14 protein-coding genes are annotated in these 19267 nt (G+C 60.6%); 9 read left to right on the plus strand and 5 right to left on the minus strand.

Going from position 1 to position 19267, the window contains the following annotated elements:
- Nucleotides 1-10 precede the first annotated feature (10 nt).
- Nucleotides 11-1036 carry a ferrochelatase gene (gene hemH / locus AC1RO0_RS07030; RefSeq protein ID WP_498592148.1) on the plus strand — a complete coding sequence of 342 codons (1026 nt, stop codon included), beginning with the start codon at nucleotides 11-13 and terminating at the stop codon, nucleotides 1034-1036.
- A 21-nt stretch (nucleotides 1037-1057) separates the two neighbouring features.
- Here the strand turns inward: hemH and AC1RO0_RS07035 are convergent, their stop codons facing one another.
- Nucleotides 1058-1966, minus strand: a complete 909-nt coding sequence (locus AC1RO0_RS07035; protein WP_007701081.1) for a S1C family serine protease — start codon at nucleotides 1964-1966, stop codon at nucleotides 1058-1060.
- A gap of 306 nt (nucleotides 1967-2272) precedes the next feature.
- On the opposite strand from AC1RO0_RS07035, the gene AC1RO0_RS07040 reads away from it, so the two are divergent.
- Both AC1RO0_RS07040 and AC1RO0_RS07045 read left to right on the plus strand, forming a co-directional pair.
- Nucleotides 2273-3289 (plus strand): SPFH domain-containing protein, encoded by a 1017-nt coding sequence (locus AC1RO0_RS07040; RefSeq protein ID WP_498592149.1) that lies wholly within the window; start codon nucleotides 2273-2275, stop codon nucleotides 3287-3289.
- Between the two features lie 3 nt (nucleotides 3290-3292).
- Nucleotides 3293-3751, plus strand: a complete 459-nt coding sequence (locus AC1RO0_RS07045; RefSeq protein WP_498592150.1) for an NfeD family protein — start codon at nucleotides 3293-3295, stop codon at nucleotides 3749-3751.
- On the opposite strand, the gene AC1RO0_RS07050 is transcribed toward AC1RO0_RS07045, so the two are convergent.
- Entirely contained in the window at nucleotides 3752-4747 is a 996-nt protein-coding gene (locus AC1RO0_RS07050) for a KpsF/GutQ family sugar-phosphate isomerase (RefSeq protein WP_498592151.1), read from the minus strand. It lies immediately after the preceding gene.
- Between the two features lie 177 nt (nucleotides 4748-4924).
- Here AC1RO0_RS07050 and AC1RO0_RS07055 point away from each other — a divergent pair, with 177 nt between their 5' ends.
- Complete coding sequence (locus AC1RO0_RS07055) at nucleotides 4925-6427, plus strand: outer membrane beta-barrel protein (RefSeq protein ID WP_498592152.1); 1503 nt, start codon at nucleotides 4925-4927, stop codon at nucleotides 6425-6427.
- A gap of 56 nt (nucleotides 6428-6483) precedes the next feature.
- Here the strand turns inward: AC1RO0_RS07055 and galU are convergent, their stop codons facing one another.
- Nucleotides 6484-7371 (minus strand): UTP--glucose-1-phosphate uridylyltransferase GalU, encoded by an 888-nt coding sequence (galU, locus tag AC1RO0_RS07060; RefSeq protein ID WP_007701064.1) that lies wholly within the window; start codon nucleotides 7369-7371, stop codon nucleotides 6484-6486.
- 203 nt (nucleotides 7372-7574) lie between these two features.
- Between galU and AC1RO0_RS07065 the strand changes: the two genes are divergently transcribed.
- The 5 genes from AC1RO0_RS07065 (at nucleotide 7575) to AC1RO0_RS07085 (ending at nucleotide 12556) form a co-directional block, all read left to right on the plus strand.
- Nucleotides 7575-8798, plus strand: coding sequence for a lytic murein transglycosylase (locus tag AC1RO0_RS07065; RefSeq protein ID WP_498592153.1), 1224 nt, complete (start codon nucleotides 7575-7577; stop codon nucleotides 8796-8798).
- Nucleotides 8799-8886: 88 nt separating this feature from the next.
- On the plus strand, nucleotides 8887-10080 hold the full coding sequence (locus AC1RO0_RS07070; protein WP_498592154.1) for an SGNH/GDSL hydrolase family protein: 1194 nt from the start codon (nucleotides 8887-8889) through the stop codon (nucleotides 10078-10080).
- Nucleotides 10081-10185: 105 nt separating this feature from the next.
- Nucleotides 10186-10608, plus strand: coding sequence for a very short patch repair endonuclease (locus AC1RO0_RS07075; protein ID WP_498592155.1), 423 nt, complete (start codon nucleotides 10186-10188; stop codon nucleotides 10606-10608).
- Nucleotides 10605-11786 (plus strand): DNA cytosine methyltransferase, encoded by a 1182-nt coding sequence (locus tag AC1RO0_RS07080; protein WP_498592156.1) that lies wholly within the window; start codon nucleotides 10605-10607, stop codon nucleotides 11784-11786. Before AC1RO0_RS07075 ends, AC1RO0_RS07080 begins: the two co-directional genes overlap by 4 nt.
- The gene (locus AC1RO0_RS07085) at nucleotides 11783-12556 is read left to right on the plus strand and encodes a GIY-YIG nuclease family protein (RefSeq protein ID WP_498592157.1); all 774 of its coding nucleotides are present in this window, start codon (nucleotides 11783-11785) and stop codon (nucleotides 12554-12556) included. Before AC1RO0_RS07080 ends, AC1RO0_RS07085 begins: the two co-directional genes overlap by 4 nt.
- Before the next feature lie 53 nt (nucleotides 12557-12609).
- Here the strand turns inward: AC1RO0_RS07085 and AC1RO0_RS07090 are convergent, their stop codons facing one another.
- Nucleotides 12610-14064 carry a glutamate synthase subunit beta gene (locus tag AC1RO0_RS07090; RefSeq protein ID WP_034517537.1) on the minus strand — a complete coding sequence of 485 codons (1455 nt, stop codon included), beginning with the start codon at nucleotides 14062-14064 and terminating at the stop codon, nucleotides 12610-12612.
- Nucleotides 14065-14241: 177 nt separating this feature from the next.
- Complete coding sequence (gene gltB / locus AC1RO0_RS07095) at nucleotides 14242-18966, minus strand: glutamate synthase large subunit (RefSeq protein WP_498592158.1); 4725 nt, start codon at nucleotides 18964-18966, stop codon at nucleotides 14242-14244.
- Nucleotides 18967-19267 lie beyond the last annotated feature (301 nt).

Genomic DNA, 19267 nt, shown 5'->3' on the forward strand with positions numbered 1-19267 from the left:
GACATGATTGATGACAGCAGAAGCCGCGACCGGCCAATTACAGCAAAAATCCGGCAGGATCGGCGTCCTTCTCGTCAATCTCGGCACGCCCGACGGCACCGACTACACATCGATGCGGCGTTATCTGCGCGAATTCCTCAGCGACAAGCGCGTCATCGAATTGCCGCGATGGAAATGGTACCCGGTTCTCTTCGGCATCGTCCTCAACACGCGTCCCCAAAAAGTGGGCAAAGCCTATGAGACGATCTGGAACAAGGACAAAAACGAGAGTTACCTGCGCACCTATACCCGCAACCAGTCGGACCTGATGGCCGAGCGGTTGGCGGACCTGCCCGCTGTCGTCGTCGATTGGGCAATGCGCTACGGAACGCCTTCGATCGGCGACCGCATTCAGGCGCTGAAGGATCAGGGCTGCGACCGCGTCGTGCTGTTTCCGCTCTACCCGCAATATGCGGCGGCAACCACCGCCACGGTCAACGACAAGGCTTTCGAGAAGCTGGTGAAGATGCGCTGGCAGCCGGCCCTTCGCACGGTGCCGGATTATCACAGCGATCCCACTTATATCGACGCGCTCGCCAAATCCGTCACCCGACATCTCGCCACGCTCGACTGGCTGCCGGAAAAGATCCTCGCCTCCTTCCACGGCATCCCCCTTTCCTATTCGGAAAAGGGTGATCCCTATTACGCCCAATGCATCGAGACCGGCCGTCTCCTGCGTGAGAAGCTCGGTCTTGCCGAGGATCAGTTCATGGTCACCTTCCAGTCCCGTTTCGGCCCGGAGGAATGGCTGCAGCCCTATACGGACAAGACGGTGGAAAGCCTCGCCAGGGAAGGCACCAAGCGTATCGCCGTCCTCAACCCCGGCTTCGTCTCCGACTGTCTGGAAACACTCGAGGAAATCGCCGAACAGGCGGCCGAATCCTTCCACCATAATGGCGGCGAGAAGTTCACGCATATCCCCTGCCTCAACGATGGCGAGGACGGCATGAGTGTACTGGAGGCGGTGGTGCGGCGGGAGCTGTCGGGCTGGGCCTGATCTGAACGGCCCAACGCCGCCTTATTGCAGATGCGGCTTCCTCAGAAAGCTGCTGCGGTCGGCCGACTTGACCCTCAGCCATGCCTCACGGCCATTGCGCAGGACCCGCATGGGGATTTCCGCTCCGGCGGAGCCGCTCTCCCATATCTTGCGGTAAAAATCGGCAAGGCCATCCACCTCGTCATCACGGATTTCGGAAATGACATCGCCCCGACGCAAGCCCGCCTGTTCGGCGGGACCACCCTCGGCCACACTCATGACCACGACCTCGCCGTCGCTTTCGGCGGAGAAGGCCCCAAGCCAGGGTCTCGGCGGCTTGTTGACCTGACCGCGATTGAGCAGATCATCGAGAATGGGCGGCAACAGATCGATCGGTACGACCATGTTGATATCGGCGCTTCCGCCGTCTTTTGCCGCCATCTGCAGATGCAGCGAGCCGATACCCAGAAGCTTGCCGTCGGCGTCGATGAGGGCAGCACCTCCCCAGGATGGATGGGCGGGCGCGGTGAAGATCGCTTCATCCAGCAGATATTCCCAATAGCCGGCGAATTCCTGCTTGGCGACGATGTTCGCCTGCACGAACTGGCCGATACCATCGGCCATCATGACGGGATCACCAATATCGGCTTTGGCAACATTGCCGAAATCCAGCGGGGGTACATCCAGCCGTCCGAGCGCCTGCACCAGGCCGAAACCGGTTTCCTGATCATAGGCCAGCGCATGGGCAGGAATCACACGGCCATCATTGGTGGTCAGCCAGACCTCCTCGGCCTCCGTGATCAGATAGCCAATAGTGAGTACGAGCCCGTTATTCCGGATGACCACGCCGCTGCCCTCCCGGCGCGTGCCGAGCGATCCCGCCGTAAAGGCATCCTCCGGAATTTTGGAATGCACGGCCACGACCGAGCGCAAGGTCCTATCGATATTCATAGCTTCACCTGCTGATGCGCAATACTTTGGCTCTGAAGACTGCATGGCAGCCGAGCCGGATCTTTCCTTCCCTTAAGGTATGAACATGCGGAGCCGGAGGCAAGGCCTTGGCGAGATTGAATATCCTCGCCGCCAGGCGCGAAAGGTTGGATGTCGCAGACCATTTCACCCTTGCCGAGAACATGGTAACCCACCACATCTGATTGAGCTGCTTCGCGAGCCACTCGACCGTGGCGTCAGAGATACAGCAACGCTTGGGAATGACGTCAGCCTCGCATCGTCCGGGGAACGTCGATGGAGGATTTTATGGTCATCGGTGGATTCAGCATCTTTGTGATTGCATTGGTTGTTTTGATCATCCTGGTGCTATTTGCCGGGATCAAGACCGTGCCGCAGGGATATCGTTACACGGTCCAGCGTTTCGGCCGCTACACCCGCACACTGGAACCGGGCCTCAATCTGATCGTGCCTTTCATCGACACGCTCGGCGTGCGCATGAATGTGATGGAACAGGTGCTGGCAGTGCCGACCCAGGAGGTCATCACCAAGGACAATGCCAGCATTTCCACCGACGCCGTCGCCTTCTTCCAGGTGCTGAATGCGGCCCAGGCGGCCTATCAGATCACCAATCTCGAAAGTGCGATCCTCAACCTCACCAAGACCAATATCCGCTCTGTTATGGGTTCGATGGATCTCGATGAGCTGCTGTCCAATCGCGACGCCATCAATGAACGGCTGCTGCGCGTTGTCGACAACGCGGTCGAGCCATGGGGCATCAAGGTGACCCGCGTCGAGATCAAGGACATCCAGCCGCCGAAGGATCTGGTCGACGCCATGGGCCGGCAGATGAAGGCGGAGCGCGAAAAGCGCGCCCAGGTTCTCGAAGCTGAGGGCTTGCGCGCCGCGCAAATCCTGCGTGCCGAAGGTGCAAAGCAATCGGCCGTGCTCCAGGCCGAGGGCCAGCGCGAAGCCGCCTTCCGCAACGCCGAGGCCCGCGAACGTCTGGCCGAAGCCGAAGCCAAGGCAACCCGCATGGTCTCCGAGGCGATCGCCGCGGGTAACGTGCAGGCAATCAACTATTTCGTCGCACAGAAATACACCGAGGCGCTGACCGCGATCGGCACCGCCGGCAATTCCAAGATCGTGCTGATGCCGATGGAAGCTACCTCCATTCTCGGTTCGCTTGCCGGTATCGGCGCAATCGCCCGCGAGGTGTTCGGCGAAAACAGCGATGGCAGCACGTCGCCGCAGCCTCCTCGTCCGCGTCCCGGCCCGACGCGCACCACACCCTCCATCAATCCGCTGACACCACGGGAGAGCTGATCCATGTTCGACAATCTCGTCGTTCAACTCGGTCCATGGAGCTGGTGGGTACTGGGACTGGTGCTGCTCGCCGCCGAACTCGTATTGCCCGGCTTCTTCCTGATCTGGATCGGCCTTGCCGCCATTATCGTCGGCGCGCTCTCGCTGCTTCTCTGGGACAGCGCCTTCTGGATCTGGCAGGTGCAATGGCTGATCTTCGCGGCATCCGCCGTCATCGTCACCCTGCTCGGCCGCCATTATATCTATAATAACAGCCAGGTAACGGACGAACCGTTTCTCAACCAGCGCAGCGCCAGCCTTGTCGGTCGCACGGCAACGCTTGCCGAACCGATCACTGAAGGCCGTGGCCGCATCCGTCTGGAGGATACCTATTGGATCGTGGCCGGGCCGGATCTGCCGGCCGGCACCCGCGTCAAGGTCGTCGCCAGCAATGGGCGCGACCTGACCGTCGAAGCCGCCTGATCAGGCGACGCCGATCCGCAGCAGGTCGTGGAAATGGACGATGCCGATCGGCCGTTTGGTTTCGTCGACAACCATCAGCGCCGAGATATTGTAGCGGTTCAGCAACGCCATCGCGCCGGTTGCCAGCGTCGTTTCCTTCACCGTCTTCGGATTGCGCGTCATCACCTCGTCCACCCGCATCTCCGCAAGGCTGCGCCCAAGATTGCGGGCGATATCGCCATCGGTGATGATGCCGCACAGGCAGCCATCGTCATCGATCACGCCGACACAGCCGAAGCGCATGTTCGAGAGCGTCATCGCCGCCTCCTGCATGCCCGTGCCGAGATTGACCAGCGGAACGCGATCGCCCTTATGCATGATATCGACCACATGCGAGAGGCTAGCACCGAGCTTGCCGCCCGGATGGAAGGTGCGGAAATCCTCGGCGGTAAAGCCCCGCGCTTCCAATAGCGCCACGACAAGCGCGTCGCCGATCGCGAGCTGCAACAAGGTCGAGGTCGTCGGCGCCAATCCGTGCGGGCAGGCTTCCTGTTCCTTGGGCAGCAGCAGGACCACATCGGATTCACGCGCCAGCGTCGAGGTTTCGCCAGCGGTGACGGCGATCATCGGGATCGAGAAACGGCGGGAATAGCTGATGATGCCGCGCAGTTCGGCGCTTTCGCCGCCCCATGATATGGCGATGATGACATCGTCCTGGGTGATCATGCCGAGATCGCCATGATTGGCTTCGACCGGATGCACGAAGAAAGACGGCGTTCCCGTGGAGGCGAACGAGGCGGCGAGCTTGTTGCCGATATGGCCGCTCTTGCCGACGCCGGTGATGATAACGCGCCCGTCGATGCCGCCGATCACCTCCACTGCCCGGCTGAAAGGCTCGGCCAAACCATCGGCCAATGCGCGCTCCAGCGCTTCCAGCCCCTGCCTTTCGATCTCGATCGTCCGCATCGCGGATTCGATCGCACCGTTCTCGATGAATTTCACTGCTCTCTTATTCATGACGGAGGCCTACCGCTTTTCTCCATTTCTGTCCACCGGAGATCGTTTTCGCACAGCAGGGACCAAGCCTATCATCTCCCACTCCTTATAATTCTCTGGCAAGGAAGCGTTAACCATGAGGCTTTAGGATTGGGTAAGACTTTAAGGCATTTCCAGTAAGATCAGACATAGGATCAAATGGACATCGGCAAACACAAGGCGGGTGGACGCTCCCTCCGGCTGACGGCATGCGCTGCATCCGCTCTGCTGGGCTGGGGCGTATTCGCCATGCCGATGCCGGTCCACGCACAGTCGGCCGATACCAGTCAGACAGGATCAAGCGACACCGACAGCCTCGATCTTCCGGTGACGACCACAACATCCGCCAAATCCAAGACGACCAAAACCGCAAGCCAGAGCTCGACGGATACGGACGCGCCTGTCAACGGTCGCCTGCGGCTCGGAGGCATCGACCCGACGACAACAGGCTCGACCCTCGACGACGATCTGCGCCGCGTCAATCTGCGCGAGACCGGCGTCGATGATCTGAGGGCTCGGCAGTATCCGGACCGCGAGGATGCGCAGGGCATACCGCTCGGCACCTTTACCCTGCGTCCCTCCATCAACCAGTCCGTCAATGTCGAGCGCAACCGCACCGGCTCCACCAATGACGACCGCAGCTTCCTGCAGACCGATCTGCGCAGCACGCTTACCTCGGATTGGGACCGCCATGCGCTGACCATCACCGGCGAGGGCGTCTGGCAGAAGAACCTCAGCGGCAGCGGCGCGGAGCAGCCGACCGTCAATCTCAACGCCGACCTGCGCCTCGACCTTCCCGCCGACACCGTCGCCCACATCACCGCCGGCTATCAATTCTTCCGCGAGGACACCAGCGACCCGAACGCGATTGCCAACGCCTCGAAGCAATCGGCCGTCAACCAGTTCAATACCGGCCTATCGTTGGAGCGTGATTTCGGCGTGCTGCGCGGCACGACAGCCGTGGCCCTGACCCGCACCATCTATTCCGACGCCGTGCTCTCGGACGGAACGCCGGTAACACTCAGCGACCGCAACCAGACGGCCGGCACCTGGCGCGGCCGGATCGGCTACGAGCTGTCGCCTGCCCTCATTCCCTTCCTCGAAGCCGATCTCGGTCTCACCGTCTACGACCAGTCGCATGACAGCAACGGCTACGCCCGCTCGAACCAGAGCTTCGGCGGCAAGGCGGGCGTCGAGCTCGATCTCGGCGAGAAGATGAAGGGTGAGCTCGGCTTCGGCTATCAGCACACGGAATTCGACGATTCGCGGCTCGCCGCAATCGATTCGCCGACCATCGACGGCAAGCTCGCCTGGTCGCCGCAGCGCGGCACCGATGTCAGCATAGGGCTTGCGACTACGGTCCAACCCTCCACGACGGCGGGCGAAAGCGGCTATACCGCCTATCAGCTTAGCAGCACCTTGAGCCACCAGCTGCGCGACGATCTCACCGCCAAACTGACCGGCGGCACGATCTGGCGCAATTATCCCTCCGACAGCTCTTTCGCCGACGAAACGGAATATGACGCCGCCCTCGGCTTCACCTGGGGCATCAACCGCTACCTCGATCTCACCAGCAACGTCGGCTACCAGCTGACGTCACGAAAGACGGGCGATGACACACGGCAGGTCCAGGCGGGCGTGGGATTGACGGTGAAGAGGTAAAACTCTCCCCGCCCTTTCGAAACTCTCAGAGCGGGGAGAAGAGACTTTGATCGCCGTTACTTCAGCGCCGCGACCAGCGCCTTCAGGCCGTCTTCGACGGTCGGGCGGATATCCGCGCGGGCGAGCGCGAAGGCGACGTTGGCGAGGATGAAGCCATCCTTGGCACCACAGTCGAAGGTCTGGCCCTGGAAGTGATAACCGGCGAAATCCTGCTTCTGCGCAAGCTTCAGCATACCGTCCGTCAACTGGATCTCGTTGCCCGCACCACGTTCCTGGCTCTCCAGGATCTCGAAAATCTCCGGCTGCAGGATGTAGCGGCCGTTGATGAAGAAATTCGACGGGGCAGTGCCCTTGGCCGGCTTTTCCACCATCCCGGTGATGCGGAAGCCATTGCCGATGGTGTCGCCGACGCCGACGATGCCATATTTGTGGGTCTGATCCGGCGTGCATTCCTCGACCGCGATGACATTGCCGCCGCTGGTTTCATAGAGCTCGATCATGCCCTTCATGCAGCCCTTTTCGGCGCTCATGACCATGTCGGGCAGAAGCAGCGCGAACGGCTCGTCGCCGACGATCTCGCGGGCGCACCAGACGGCGTGGCCGAGGCCGAGCGGCTCCTGCTGGCGCGTGAAGCTCGCGGTGCCGGCCTTCGGCAAGAGGCCGCTCAACAGCGTCAGCTCGGCATTCTTGTTGCGCTGGCGCAACGTCTGCTCGAGCTCGAACTGAATGTCGAAATAGTCTTCGATGACATGCTTGCTGCGGCCGGTCACGAACACGAAATGCTCGATGCCCGCCTCCATCGCCTCATCGACGACGTATTGGATCACCGGCTTGTCGACGACGGTCAGCATTTCCTTCGGCACCGCCTTGGTTGCCGGCAAGAATCGCGTCCCGAGCCCAGCGACCGGAAATACTGCCTTACGCACCTTTTTATGCTGTCCCACTCATACCTCCTGGGGAATTAAATCGTTCTGCGCCAACATTATTTGAGGGTCAGTAGAATAAATTTGCGACTGTTTTGCAATGATGACTGACCCCGGCTTCCATGGTAAACAATTTGTTGACTTCATTCCTGTAATGTCATGCTTGGGCGACTGCTACGCGCATCGCCGCTCCGAAATCCAAGTATTGATGGACACGGCTGTAGATGACTTCAAACCGCAAACACTCCCTTCTTGGTCTCGCTCTGGCGCTCGCGCTCGGCGCCTTTGCGGGATTGACCCCCATTAACGCCAATGCGGACCCAGGGTTCCAAAAATGGATTGCGGGTTTCTACAGCACCGCCGCTAAAAGCGGCATTACGCAGTCGACCTATCGCAATGCATTTGCTGGCGTGACGGACCCCGACCCCACGGTCCTCGAAAAAGCGCAATACCAGCCGGAATTCAAATCCCAGATCTGGGATTACCTGGATTCCCGCGTCAACCCCTATACCGTCGATGTTGGCCGCAAGATGGCGACCAAATACGGTTCCACACTGCGTTCACTTGAACAGCATTTCGGGGTGGACCGCAATATCATGCTCGCCATCTGGTCGATGGAATCAAATTACGGCGCGGTGCTCGCCAAGGAGGAGAAGCTGCATTATGTGCCGCGCGCGCTGGCAACGCTTGCCTATGCCGACCCGAAGCGCGCCAACTACGCCAAGAAGCAACTGATCGCGGCGCTGAAGATCCTGCAGAATAGCGACATATCGCGCAAGGAGCTGACCGGCTCCTGGGCCGGCGCCATGGGCCACACGCAATTCATCCCGACCAGCTACCTGCTCTATGCCGTCGATGCCGATGGCAGCGGCCATGCCGATATCTGGAATTCCATTCCCGATGCACTGGCGACAACGGCAAACCTGCTGGCCAAGAACGGCTGGAGCACCGGACACACCTGGGGCTACGAAGTCACCGTGCCGCCGGGCGGCAGCGCGCAGGTCGGCAAGACCCGCACGCTTGCCCAATGGGCAGCCCTCGGTTTCGCCCGCCCGAGCGGCAAGGGCTTCCGCCTGAACTCCGAACGCGCGCAACTGAAGATGCCAGGTGGACCTAATGGACCGGGCTTCCTGATGACCAGCAACTTCTTCACCATCAAACGCTACAACGCCTCCGACAGCTACGCCATCGCCGTCGGTCTGCTTGCCGATCAACTCGCCGGCTATGGCGGCATGCAGCAATCCTGGCCGCGCCCAAGCGGTACGCTGGATGTAAAGCAGAAGTTCGAGCTACAGACGCGGCTGAAGGAACTCGGCTATTATGACGGCGTCGTCGACGGCAATTTCGGCTCCGGCTCCAAGGCCGCCATTGCAGCGATTCAGCAACGCATCGGCATGGAGGCCGATGGCGAGCCCTCGATGAGCCTGTTGAACAGGCTGCGCAAATAGGTCGCCGCCGTCAATCATGAACCTTGGATCGGCTGGACGGCGGTGCCGTCCTCATGCGACCATGGGGCATTGAGCGGAAAAGAGCCCGATGAAAAACCGACCTGCCCGCACAATCATGGCTGTCGCGAAATCGACCCTCGCGGCGTTTCTTGCCCTCTGTTTTACCCTTGCCTGCCTGCTGACGACTGCCGAGGCGCAGGAGCGGCCGCGCAAAACTCTGCTCGACATATTGTTCGGTCGTTCCGAGCCCAATATTCCCGACCAGCCCTATGATCAGCCGGCGCCGAGGCGCTCGACGCAGCCGCGCAAACGGGTCGCGCCACCGCCGAAGCCGCGTCAGGTCGTGGTTCAACCGGATACGCCGCCACCAGCGGAAAAGCTGCCCGACGCCAAGACGATCCTCGTCGTCGGCGACTTCTTGGCAAGCGGCCTCGGCGACGGGCTGGCAGACGCCTTTTCGACATCGCCCGGCGTCGTTGTCCAGACCCGCGGCACCGTCGCCTCCGGTCTCGTGCGCCAGGACTATTACAATTGGCCGCAGCAACTCCCCGCCATGCTGGATCAGCTGAAACCGGCGGTCGTCGTTGTCATGATCGGCGCCAACGACCGCCAGCAGATCATAGGCGACGGCCTCAACGAAAAATACGGTACCGACCCCTGGTTCCTCGCCTACGAGGAGCGCGTGCAGCAATTCGCCAAGCTGGTGACGAACCGCCACATCCCGCTACTCTGGGTCGGCCTGCCGGCCTTCGGCTCGGATCAGCTGACCGAAGGCGCGGTGAAGCTCAATCAGATTTACCAGAGCCAAGTCGTAAGCGTCGGCGGCGAGTTCATCGATATCTGGGACGGCTTTACCGACCAGAACGGCGAATTCATCGTCACCGGCTCGGACATCAACGGCCAGCAGGTGCGGCTCAGAACCGCCGACGGCGTCAATCTGACGGCGGCAGGCAAGCGCAAGGCCGCCTTCTATGTCGAAAAGCCGGTGCGCCGCCTGCTGGGCGATCAGGCAAGCCCCGATATCACACGCCTCGATACCGGCAATCCGCTGACACCCGAACAGGCAAACCTGCCGGCGACGGAGACGGAAAAGATCACCCGCACCCAGCCAATGAGCATCTCCGACCCCAATCTCGACGGCGGCGCGCAGCTCCTCGGCGGCACTCCCGCCCCGCCGCCTACGACGCCCTCGCCCCGCGACCTCCTGGTCGAAAAAGGCCAGATGGCCCCGGCCCCGACGGGACGCGTCGACGATTATCGGCTGCCGGGGGCTGCTCATTGAAAAAATGTTATGTAAACACGCTTGATCAAGATAACGATTCGAAACTAAATCACCCCTCCGAACGAGACAGGCTCAGGCCTATTTATCGTGTACAGGGCAACGTCAATGGATACTCTGAGCCCCACCGCACGCAGCGCTAGAATGGCGCGTATCCGAAATCGTGATACGAAACCCGAGATGGTTGTTCGCCGTCTTTTGCATCGTATGGGCTACCGATACCGACTGCATCGGAACGATCTTCCAGGTAGACCGGATATTGTCTTTGGAAAACGTCGGAAGGTGATTTTCATCCATGGTTGTTTTTGGCATCGTCACAATGACCCAGAATGCCGCCTCGCCCGCCTTCCAAAGTCTCGACTTGATTTCTGGGAACCGAAGCTGAAAGGGAACGCTGAGCGCGACTCGCAGCGTCAAAAAACCCTAAACCAGCTCGGATGGGACATATTGATTGTATGGGAGTGTGAATTGCGGCAAAGTGAACAATTGCAGAACAAATTACAAGAATTCCTAGAGGAAAAGACTGTATGAAAGCGATCGAGCTTTTCGCGGGCGCCGGTGGGCTGGGCCTAGGAGTCAGTCGAGCCGGATTCTCTCCACAAATGATTATAGAATGGGATCGATGGTGTTGTGACACCATTCGTGAGAATCGCCGAGATGGTTTCGGCTTGATAGGAACGTGGCCGGAGCCGACCGAAGGTGACGTGCGCGGCGTCGATTTCAGAACTTTGGAAGGTAAGATCGACCTGATCACCGGGGGGCCTCCGTGCCAACCGTTTTCGCTGGGTGGGAAGCACCGAGCCCATGCTGATTCCAGAGACATGTGGCCAGAGGCCGTGCGTGCTTTACGCGAAACAAAACCCAAGGCTTTCATTTTTGAGAACGTTAAAGGCCTTACTCGCGAGAGTTTCGCCACCTACCTGTCTCATATTGTTTTACAGATGACTTATCCCGAATTGACTGCCAAGTACGGTGAAGACTGGGAAGGTCACTTAAGTAGACTTGAAAAGCACCACACAGGGCATCGCGGATCAACGGGATTGGAATACAATGTCGTCTATCGTGTACTCAATGCCGCGAATTACGGCGTGCCACAGCGCCGCGAACGGGTGGTATTCGTCGGCTTTCGCAATGATCTCGATATCGAATGGTCGTTCCCTCGCGAAACTCACTCCCACGACGCTCTCCTCTCGGATCAGTTGAGGGGGAATTATTGGGAGCGCCACAAAGTGCGAAAAGCCGATCGCATAGTCGATGACCGCCATTGGGGCCGGCTAGATCGTCTCACCAAAAAGACGGACGCACTTCCTTGGCGAACAACACGCGATGCCATCAGCGATCTACCCGATCCAGAACTCGAGCCATTAAAAGCTAAAAAGCATCACGATCATCGTTTCCAAGCCGGCGCGCGTACTTACCCTGGCCATACTGGCAGCCCATTGGACGAGCCAGGAAAGACCTTAAAAGCCGGTGTCCACGGCGTACCTGGTGGCGAGAACATGCTTCGGCGGCCAGATGGCAGTGTGCGTTACTTTACGGTGCGAGAGAGTGCGCGCTTACAAACGTTTCCAGACGAATTCCGATTTCATGGTTCATGGACTGAAACCATGCGGCAGCTCGGTAACGCGGTGCCCGTTGAACTGGCTAGCGTGATAGCTCGCAGCGTAAAACACCACCTAACTTTTGGGGGATCGGACTTTTTGAAATGAAAGGATATGTTGAATTCGAGTTTGACCTTCCGGGCGCGCTATTGACCCGGCTCATCGAGGTACTCGACGCATTAGAGGCCGCTCCGCTCAACACCGCAAGTTTGCTGACGATACCTGAAGAACAAGGTGTTTATCAGCTTCTCCTCGATGACCGCGTTGTCTATATCGGCAAAACCGATGCCGAGGCAGGTTTGCATAAGCGACTGTCCCGCCACGCGCGGAAAATCATGCATCGCGTTGGCCTCGATCCAACGCGTGTCAGCTTTAAGACGGTACGCATCTTCGTTTTCACTGCAATGGATTTGGAGTCTGATCTCATTCGGCATTACGGCGGAGTGAAAGCGCTTGACTGGAACGGAAGTGGTTTCGGCTCCAATGACCCCGGGCGAGAACGAGATACCACGAAGGTCGATCCCAAGAATTACGATGCAAAGTTTCCAATTGATATCGATCGAGAAATAGCGTTTGCGATCGAAACGAGTGAGGCCGCAGCGAGCGCCCTAGCTCGATTAAAGGAAGCTTTACCCTATACATTCCGCTATCAAGGAAAGGGCGGTGGCGGCAGAAAACCTCACATTGATATGGAACTAACTGGACTTAGCGCGCTAAGCGGCCCTATTACTCCGCGCAAGGCAATCCAGCACATTGTCAGTGCTTTACCGATCGGATGGCAAGCAACTGCCCTACCGGGCTACATTATCCTCTATAAGGAACCGCCTCGCGATTATCCTCAAGCGGAAGTCATCGCCACATCAACCATCGCGAGTTGAAAGCGGAGCCTTGTTTGTATTAAACAAGGCCCCACTTGGTATTGACTGGCCTTTTACCGCGGCAACACCGTGGCGCCCATCAGGGCCTCGTCGATCGCGCGGGCGGCCTGGCGGCCTTCGCGGATGGCCCAGACGACCAGGGACTGGCCGCGACGGACGTCGCCGGCGGTCCAGAGCTTGTCGACCGAGGTCTTGTAGCTCTTGTCGTCAGCAACCACGTTGGTCGAGCCGCGCTTGTCGGTATTGAGCGTCAGCTTGCCGTCGAGGTCCTTGAGCACGCTGTCGGTGAACGGGCCGCGGAAGCCGATAGCGATGAAGGCGAGGTCGGCGCGGATAACGAATTCCGTGCCGGCGATCGGCTTGCGGCGCTCATCCACTTCGCAGCACTTCACGCCGGTCAGCACGCCGTCTTCGCCGATGAACTCGAGCGTCGCGACCTGGAATTCGCGCACCGCACCCTCGGCCTGCGAGGAGGAGGTCCGCATCTTCGTCGCCCAGAACGGCCAAACGGCGAGCTTGTCTTCCTTTTCCGGCGGCTGCGGGCGGATGTCGAGCTGGGTTACCTTGACGGCGCCCTGGCGGAAAGCCGTGCCTACGCAGTCGGACGCGGTATCGCCGCCACCGACGACGACGATGTGCTTGCCGCCGGCGAGGATCGGGTCGGACGGCCAGCCGATGCTGTCGATGTTCTCGCGGCCGACGCGGCGGTTCTGCTGCACGAGATAGGGCATGGCGTCATGGACGCCGGCAAGCCCGACGCCGGGAATGCCGGCCTCACGCGGAGTTTCCGAGCCGCCGCAATAAAGAACGGCATCATAATCGGCCAGAAGCTGTTCCATCTTGACGTCGACGCCGACATTGACGCCGCAATGGAAGGTCACGCCCTCGCCCTTCATCTGCTCGACACGACGATCGATGAAGTTCTTCTCCATCTTGAAGTCCGGAATGCCGTAACGCAGCAACCCGCCAGCCTTCGACTCGCGCTCGTAGAGATGAACCTCATGGCCGGCGCGGCCAAGCTGCTGGGCGGCCGCCATGCCGGCGGGGCCGGAGCCGATGACGGCGACCTTCTTGCCGGTATGGACCGTGGCCGGCTGCGGACGGATGAAACCGAGCTCATAGGCCTTGTCGGCAATGGCCTGCTCGACCGTCTTGATCGCGACCGGAGCATCCTCGAGGTTCAGCGTGCAGGCTTCCTCGCAGGGCGCGGGGCAGACACGACCGGTGAACTCCGGGAAGTTGTTGGTCGAATGCAGGTTGCGGATCGCCTCTTCCCAGTTGTTGTTGTAGACGAGGTCGTTCCAGTCCGGGATCTGGTTGTGCACAGGGCAGCCGGTCGGGCCGTGGCAATAAGGAATGCCACAGTCCATGCAGCGCGCGGCCTGTTTCTGCACTTCCGGGTCCGACATGGGGATCGTGAATTCGCGGAAATGCCGGATACGATCCGACGCCGGCTGATACTTGCCAACCTGCCGGTCGATTTCCAAGAAGCCTGTTACCTTGCCCATGCTTTCGTTTCCTCACTCTAAAGAGAAGCCCGATGGCTCCTGTGCCTGAAGGCAAGTCCCGCTGCCTTGTCTGGCACTGTAATTCAAATCTGATTCCGCTATTCGACAGTCGCGATCGCCAATCGGGCGATCGCAATCAGGCGCGAAACCCTCGAATGGAAAGGGCGTTGCCGCGGATCACTCCGCCGCCACGCTCATCCGGTTCCGCTCCATGTCCTCAAGAGCGCGGCGGTATTCAACCGGCATGACCTTGCGGAATTTCGGACGGTAATCGGTCCACTGATCGATGATTTCCTTCGCACGCGTCGAACCGGTGTAGTGGAAATGGTTCGAAATGAGCTGGTAGAGCCGCTCCTCATCGTGGCGCGTCATGTCGTCGGAGACGTCTACGCGTCCCTTATGCATGAGGTCGCCACCATGATGGTGCAGTTTCTCCAGCAATTCGTCCTCTTCCGGAACCGGTTCCAGCTCGACCATCGCCATGTTGCAGCGGCGGGCGAAATCGCCCTTCTCGTCGAGCACATAGGCAACGCCGCCCGACATGCCGGCTGCGAAGTTGCGGCCGGTTTCGCCGAGCACGACGACGACACCGCCGGTCATGTATTCGCAGCCATGATCGCCCACGCCTTCGACAACGGCGACGGCACCGGAGTTGCGCACCGCGAATCGCTCACCGGCAACGCCACGGAAGTAGCATTCGCCTTCGGTCGCGCCGTAAAGCACGGTATTACCGACGATGATCGAATGCTCGGCCAGGATCTTCGAGTTCTCCGGCGGACGGATGATGATGCGGCCGCCCGACAGGCCCTTGCCGACATAGTCGTTGCCGTCACCGATAAGGTTGAAGGTGACGCCCCGCGCCAGGAACGCGCCAAACGACTGTCCGGCGGTGCCGCGCAGCGTGACGCTGATCGTATCGTCCTTCAGACCACGGGCACCGTAACGCTTGGCGACTGCGCCCGACAGCATCGCGCCGGCCGAACGGTCGACGTTCTTGATGTCCACTTCGATCGCAACAGGCGTCTTGCTGGCAAGCGCCGGCTCGGCCTGCTCGATCAGCTTGCGGTCGAGAATGTCGTCGATCGGATGCTTCTGCAAGGACGTCCAATAGGTCGCTTCCTTCGGCGCATCGACCTTGTGGAAGATGCGGCTGAAATCGAGCCCTTTCGCCTTCCAATGGGCGAGCATGTCGTCCTTCTCCAACAGCTCCGAAGCGCCGATGACATCATCCAGCCTGGTAAAGCCAAGCGAGGCGAGGATTTCGCGCACTTCCTGCGCGACGAAGAAGAAGTAGTTGATGACATGCTCGGGCGTGCCCTTGAAGCGCTTGCGCAGGACCGGATCCTGCGTCGCAACACCCACCGGACAGGTGTTGAGGTGGCACTTGCGCATCATGATGCAGCCGGCCGCGATCAGCGGTGCGGTGGCAAATCCGAACTCGTCGGCGCCGAGCAGCGCGCCGATGATGACGTCGCGCCCGGTCTTAAGACCTCCGTCCACCTGCAGGGCGATGCGCGAGCGCAGCCCGTTCAGCACCAGCGTTTGCTGTGTCTCGGCAAGGCCGATTTCCCAGGGCGAACCGGCATGCTTCAGCGAGGTGAGCGGCGAAGCGCCCGTGCCGCCGTCGAAGCCCGCGACGGTGATGTGGTCGGCGCGCGCCTTGGCAACGCCTGCGGCAACCGTGCCGACGCCGACTTCCGAGACGAGCTTGACCGAGACATCGGCGGTCGGGTTGACGTTCTTCAGGTCGAAGATCAGCTGCGCCAGATCTTCGATCGAGTAGATGTCATGATGCGGCGGCGGCGAGATCAGGCCGACGCCCGGTGTCGAATGCCGGGTCTTGGCGACGGTCGCGTCGACCTTGTGGCCGGGCAACTGTCCGCCTTCGCCGGGCTTGGCGCCCTGTGCGACCTTGATCTGCAGCACGTCGGCATTAACAAGATATTCGGTGGTGACGCCGAAGCGGCCGGAGGCGATCTGCTTGATCGCCGAACGTTCCGGGTTCGGCGAACCGTCGAAGAGCGGCATGTAACGGTCGGACTCTTCGCCGCCCTCGCCGGTGTTCGACTTGCCGCCAATCCGGTTCATGGCGATCGCCAGCGTCGTATGCGCCTCGCGGCTGATCGAGCCGAAGGACATGGCGCCTGTCGAGAAGCGCTTGACGATATCGACGGCAGGCTCGACCTCATCGACCGAAATCGGCTTGCGGCCGAGCGCTTCCGCGCTCTTGATCTTGAACAGGCCACGGATGGTGTTCATCCTGAGCGCCGAGTCGTTGACCATGTCGGCGAACTCGCGATAGCGGTCCTCGGCATTACCACGTACGGCATGCTGAAGAGCAGCCACCGCATCCGGCGTCCAGGCATGGCTTTCGCCGCGCATACGGTAGGCATATTCGCCGCCGATCTCGAGCGTGCTCGCCAGGATAGGGTCGGCACCGAAGGCCGACTTGTGACGGGCGACGGTTTCCTCGGCAATGGTCTCGAGGCCGATGCCTTCGATCATCGTCGCCGTGCCGAAGAAATACTTGTCGACCAGTTCTTCCTGCAGGCCGATCGCGTCGAAGATTTGCGCGCCGCAATAGGACTGATAGGTCGAAATACCCATCTTCGACATGACCTTGAGGATGCCTTTGCCGACCGCCTTGATGTAGCGGTAGACGACTTCCGTGGCATCGACTTCCTTCGGGAATTCGCCGCGCTGATGCATGTCGAGCAGCGTGTCGAAGGCGAGATAGGGGTTGATCGCCTCGGCGCCATAGCCGGCGAGCAGGCAGAAATGATGCACTTCGCGCGGCTCGCCGGTTTCGACGACGAGACCGACAGAGGTGCGCAGCCCCTTGCGAATCAGGTGATGGTGCACGGCGGCGGTCGCCAGCAGTGCCGGGATCGCGATGCGGTCCGGTCCGATCTGGCGGTCGGACAGCACGATAATGTTGTAGCCGCCGCGAACCGCCGCTTCGGCGCGCTCGCAGAGACGGTCGAGCATCTCGGGCATGCCTTCGGCGCCGCGATCGACATCATAGGTGAAGTCGAGCGTCTTGGTGTCGAAACGGTCTTCCGTGTGGCCGATCGAGCGGATCTTTTCCAGATCGCCATTGGTCAGGATCGGCTGGCGCACTTCCAACCGCTTGGCGTTGGCCATACCGGTATGGTCGAGCAGGTTCGGGCGCGGGCCGATGAAGGAGACGAGGCTCATCACCAGCTCTTCGCGGATCGGATCGATCGGCGGATTGGTCACCTGCGCAAAGTTCTGCTTGAAGTAGGTGTAGAGCAGCTTCGGCTTGTCGGACATGGCCGAGATCGGCGTATCCGTGCCCATGGAGCCGATCGCCTCCTGCCCCGTCGTCGCCATCGGCGACATCAGAAGCTTGGTGTCCTCCAGCGTATAGCCGAAGGCCTGCTGGCGATCGAGCAGCGACACGTCGCGGCGCAGCGCCCGCGGCTCCACCGGCTTCAGGTCTTCCAGGATCAGCTGCGTGCGCTTCAGCCAGCTCTGATAGGGATGCTTGCTGGCAAGCTCGGACTTCACCTCGTCATCGGAGATGATGCGGCCCTTTTCCATGTCGATCAGCAGCATCTTGCCCGGCTGCAGGCGCCACTTCTGGATGATCTTCTCTTCCTCGACCGGCAGAACGCCGGCTTCGGACGCCATGATAATGCGATCGTCGTTGGTGACGAGATAGCGGGCCGGACGCAGGCCGTTACGGTCGAGCGTCGCGCCGATCTGCTTGCCATCGGTGAAGGCAACGGCAGCCGGACCATCCCACGGCTCCATCAGGGCAGCATGATACTCGTAGAATGCCTTGCGCTCGGCAGCCATCAGCTGGTTGCCGGCCCATGCCTCAGGGATGAGCATCATCACGGCATGCGCCATGGAGTAGCCGCCGCGCACGAGGAATTCGAGCGCATTGTCGAAACAGGCTGTGTCCGACTGTCCTTCGTAGGAAATCGGCCAGAGCTTGGAGATATCGTCGCCGAACAGTGGCGAAGACACCGACGCCTGACGCGCCGCCATCCAGTTGACGTTGCCGCGCAGCGTGTTGATTTCGCCGTTGTGGGCGACCATGCGGTACGGATGCGCAAGCTTCCACGACGGGAAGGTGTTGGTCGAGAAGCGCTGGTGCACGAGGGCGACCGCCGATTCGAAGCGCGGATCGGCCAGGTCCTTATAATAGGCGCCTACCTGATAGGCGAGGAACATGCCCTTATAGACGATGGTCGAGTTCGACAGCGAGACCGGGTAGAAATTGCTCTCTTCGCCCTCATATTCCGCATAGATGCGGTTCGAGATCACCTTGCGCAGGGTGAACAGGCGGCGCTCGAATTCGTCATGCGTGCCGGCATCGCGGCCGGCGCCAATGAAGACCTGCACATGATGCGGCTCGGTGCCGGCGATATCCGGCGCCTTGGAGAGCGAGGAATTGTCGACCGGCACGTCACGGAAGCCGAGCAGAACCTGGCCTTCCTCGGTGACGACCTGCTTGATCGCGGTCTTGAAATGCTCGATCAGCGTCTCGTCGCGCGGCAGGAAGAAATGGCCGACGCCATACTCGCCCGCTTTCGGCAGGATGACGCCCTGAAGCGCCATTTCCTCGCGGAAGAAACGGTCCGGGATCTGCACGAGAATACCCGCGCCATCGCCCATCAGCGGATCGGCGCCGACGGCACCGCGATGCGTCAGGTTCTCGAGAATGAACAAGCCGTCGCGCACGATCTGGTGCGACTTCTGGCCCTTCATATGCGCGACGAAGCCGACGCCGCAGGCATCGTGCTCATTGCGTGGATCGTAGAGGCCTTGCTTCCGTGGGATGCCGGCGGCGCGTTTCGACGTTTTGGCCGCGGCGACAGCATTGGCTGCAGCGATCTGGTCAAAAGTCATGGACGGCGTCCTGTTCGTCATCGTCTTCCCTCCGGTAAGGCCCGCGGCGCGGGCGATCCTTCGTCCCGCGTCGCCCCGTTACCCGGTCCGACGCGCGACAGCGCTGTTGCATTGTGAAGATCCGGTCGCAAACCTGGCCCACGGTGGAGCCTGTCGTCAGCGTTCCGCGCCTTGCTATTCCACCGCCGCTCCACCCCGTCGCCTTGAAAGCTTAAAAGGGCGTGCTCCCGGTAACTATAGCTCGAAATCCCGACATCGTCAGGACCCCTGGCGCATCTTCGGCCTCGGCGGCCAAAATAGGACAGCAACCCTGTCCTAATTC

It is taken from the genome of Rhizobium sp. GW821-FHT14E12 (genome assembly GCF_058803745.1).